This window comes from uncultured Nevskia sp. (assembly GCF_903885465.1).
In the GTDB taxonomy this organism is placed as follows: Bacteria; Pseudomonadota; Gammaproteobacteria; order Nevskiales; family Nevskiaceae; genus Nevskia.
Genome location: NZ_CAISIQ010000502.1, coordinates 1 through 3,085, shown reverse-complemented (window position 1 = coordinate 3,085; position 3,085 = coordinate 1). Strand labels below are relative to the sequence as shown.

The 3,085-nt window shown below is 60.6% G+C and carries 6 protein-coding genes; 1 reads left to right on the top strand and 5 read right to left on the bottom strand.

Going from position 1 to position 3,085, the window contains the following annotated elements; all coding sequences use genetic code 11:
• Nucleotides 1-5: 5 nt before the first annotated feature.
• The 3 genes from bfr to QZY06_RS19360 all read right to left on the bottom strand — a co-directional run bounded on the left by bfr (nt 6) and on the right by QZY06_RS19360 (nt 1,612).
• Nucleotides 6-488, bottom strand: coding sequence for a bacterioferritin (bfr, locus tag QZY06_RS19370; protein ID WP_295687210.1), 483 nt, complete (start codon nt 486-488; stop codon nt 6-8).
• 236 nt (nt 489-724) lie between these two features.
• Entirely contained in the window at nt 725-952 is a 228-nt protein-coding gene (locus QZY06_RS19365; protein WP_295687209.1) for a (2Fe-2S)-binding protein, read from the bottom strand.
• Between the two features lie 129 nt (nt 953-1,081).
• Nucleotides 1,082-1,612 (bottom strand): RNA pyrophosphohydrolase, encoded by a 531-nt coding sequence (locus QZY06_RS19360; protein WP_295687206.1) that lies wholly within the window; start codon nt 1,610-1,612, stop codon nt 1,082-1,084.
• Between the two features lie 131 nt (nt 1,613-1,743).
• Here QZY06_RS19360 and QZY06_RS19355 point away from each other — a divergent pair, with 131 nt between their 5' ends.
• Complete coding sequence (locus QZY06_RS19355) at nt 1,744-2,397, top strand: HAD family phosphatase (protein WP_295687203.1); 654 nt, start codon at nt 1,744-1,746, stop codon at nt 2,395-2,397.
• 43 nt (nt 2,398-2,440) lie between these two features.
• Here QZY06_RS19355 and QZY06_RS19350 read toward each other — a convergent pair whose 3' ends face one another.
• Nucleotides 2,441-2,923, bottom strand: a complete 483-nt coding sequence (locus QZY06_RS19350) for a cupin domain-containing protein (protein ID WP_295687201.1) — start codon at nt 2,921-2,923, stop codon at nt 2,441-2,443.
• Nucleotides 2,920-3,063 carry a pyridoxine 5'-phosphate oxidase C-terminal domain-containing protein gene (locus QZY06_RS22285; RefSeq protein WP_367275683.1) on the bottom strand — a complete coding sequence of 48 codons (144 nt, stop codon included), beginning with the start codon at nt 3,061-3,063 and terminating at the stop codon, nt 2,920-2,922. Before QZY06_RS22285 ends, QZY06_RS19350 begins: the two co-directional genes overlap by 4 nt.
• Nucleotides 3,064-3,085 lie beyond the last annotated feature (22 nt).

Below are 3,085 nucleotides of genomic sequence, written 5' to 3'. Positions count from 1 at the left end.
GCTGATCAGCTTTCGCCGATCTCGCCCATCGCCGACTGCATGTAGTTCTGGATGCCGATCTTTTCGATAAGACCGAGCTGTTCCTCGATCCAGTCGATATGGTGTTCCTCGCTTTCCTGGATCTCGACCAGCAATTCGCGGGTCACGTAGTCCTTGACGACTTCGCAGTGAGCGATCGCATCGCGATACAGCGGATGCGCCTCGTACTCCAGCTTGAGATCGCACTCGAGGATTTCCTTCACATCCTCGCCGATGTACAGCTTGCCAAGGTCCTGCAGGTTGGGCAGGCCGTTCAAGAACAGGATCCGCTTGATCAGTTTGTCGGCATGCTTCATCTCATCGATGGATTCGCCGAACTCGTACTTTTCGAGCTTCTTCAGACCCCAGTTGCCGAAGATGCGGGCATGCAGAAAGTACTGATTGACGGCCGTAAGCTCGTTCTTCAGGGCTTGGTTCAGGAATTCGAGGACTTTGGCGTCGCCGCGCATGGTGGTGATCCGATTGAAGTGCGACCGGAGTATAGCCAGGGACCGCTATTCAGAACAAGTCCAAGCCCTTGATTTATTTGTTCTTTTGAACGATTTTGCGTGTGATTCTCAATTCTGGGTCACGGAAGCAACGCCGATTACGTTTGTCCACGAACGCGGAATGGCCCCACGGATATACGGAGAGCGGGCGGGAATCGAAAGAAGGTAAGGACTGAAACCCGGCAGCCGCCGGAGGATCAACAGGCAGCTTGAGCAGAAAGCTCTTGGCTGCCCAGGACCGATGACGAACGCGGCAGTGCGGACAAAGCCTGTGCAAGCGTCGAACGAGCGGCTGGCACGCATTTACCGCAGCAAGTGCCAAGACCGGTTTCGCGGGTCAGATCACGCAGCGAAATTGCATCACCGCGCTCGACCGTGCGGCGGATGGTCTTATCGGAGATGGCTTTGCAGACGCAAATGATCATGCCCGAATCTTAAAACTTAATGAGAATGATTGTCAATCGATGGGAAATTTAAACCATCGTCCGATCGTTCTCACTGATAACGGCACCTTTGATCCCGCGCTTCCAAGCGCCGTCAAGCACTAAAGCAGGTTAAGGGCGCGCCTGATCCGGCCGCGGTTTCGACGCAGACGCTGCCAGCGGCTGGCTCGGCGCCCCGATCAGCGGCGCCAGTTCGCGCAGCGCGCCGACGTAGACCTCACGCTTGAAAGACACCACTTCGCTCAAGGGATGCCAGTAATCGACCCAACGCCAGTGATCGAATTCGGGTTTGTCGGATTTATCGAAGCAGACCAGCGATTCGCAGCTGGTCAACCGTAGCAGGAACCACTTCTGCTTCTGGCCAATGCACACCGGCCGCCGGCCGCGTCGCACCAGTCGTGACGGCAGGCGATAACTGAGCCAGCCCGAGGTCACGCCCAGACATTCAACGTGCTCGGCTTTCAGGCCCAGTTCCTCTTCAAGCTCGCGATAGAGCGCGGCCTCCGGCGTCTCGCCGAACTTGATGCCGCCCTGCGGGAACTGCCAGGCGTCCTGACCGATCCGCTTCGCCCACAGCACGCGGCCGTCGATGTGCGTCAGGATGATCCCGACGTTGGGTCGAAAGCCATCGGCGTCAATCACTTGGGCGCACTTTGCAAGGAAAGATTCACGATCGATTCTTTCATAGCCGCGTCGCCTGCGGCAAACTTCCGGCAGCATGGCGTCCTGCCAAGACCGTGGCTTCCTGCCTCGGCCTGTTCAACGAAAATCCAATGAATCTCGCCGTCTTCGATCTCGACCACACGCTCCTCAACGGCGACAGCGACTATCTCTGGGGCCAGTTCCTGGTGGCCAACCGCCTGGTCGACGCCGAGTACTACGCCCGCGAGAACCAGCGTTTCTATGACGAATACGCGGCCGGCACGCTCGACATCCATGAATTCGCGGCGTTTTCGCTGCGGCCGCTGATGGCGCTGCCACTGGCCCAACTCGAAGGCCTGCGCGCGCGCTTCGTTACCGAGCAGATCGTGCCGGTGATCTCGACCCACGCGCCAGCGCTGCTCGAACGGCATCGCCAGGCTGGCGACGAATTGCTGATCACCACCGCCACCAACCGCTTCATTGTCGAGCCGATTGCCGCCCACCTCGGCGTGCCGCATCTGCTGGCGACCGAGCCGGAGCGCGACGGCCACGCCTTCACCGGCCGCATCGCCCGCTCGAATTTCCGCGATGCCAAAGTCACCAACCTCAAGGCCTGGCTGGCCGCGCATCCGGTGAAGTTCGCCTCCTTGAGCGGCTACAGCGATTCGCAGAACGATCTGCCGCTGCTCGAATTCGTCGACCACCCGCATGCCGTCGATGCCGACCCGGTGCTGCGCGCCGCCGCCGAAGCGCGCGGCTGGCCAGTGATTTCGCTACGCGCCTGAGTCCGGCAACTAAATCTGTATCTGACCCCAATTAGAAACGCAATTAGAAGCGGACCAACGGGGTCAGCAGTGCACGATGTTCCGGATGCGCGTCGAGCAGGCGCTGATCGGCAAAAGCGTGATCGGCGAAGTCGAAGCCCGGCACCACGGCTTCCGAGACCAGCGCATGGCTGGCGCCGTCGATCAGTTGCGACGCTTTCCAGACACCGCCCGGCACGTGCAGGAACAGCGCCTGACCCGGTGCGCTACCGAGCACCACACGACGCAGCTCGCCTGAGTCTTCGAGCAGCAGGTATTCCACCGGCCCGCCGCCTTGCAGGTAATGGAGGATGTCCGAGCGGTTGCGATGCAGGCGCCCGCGCGGCTCGTCGGGGGTCAGCAGGTAGTGGATCGAGGTGACGAGTGCCCGCGGGCCCTGTGCGGTTTCGATGATGGCGTCCGAAGTGTGGATGCGCTTGAACCAGCCGCCCTCGGGATGCCGTTCCAGACCAAGCCGCGCAATCAATGCCGCTGATTCTTCGCTCACGGTTCCAGCCGCTCGAGACGCCAGACGCCGTCCACCTGTCGGTAGACGAGCCGGTCATGCACGCGGTTGGCGCGGCCCTGCCAGAACTCGATGGCGTCGGGTTTTAGCCGATAACCGCCCCAGTCGCTCGGGAACGGCACATTGCCATCTCCGTATTTCTGC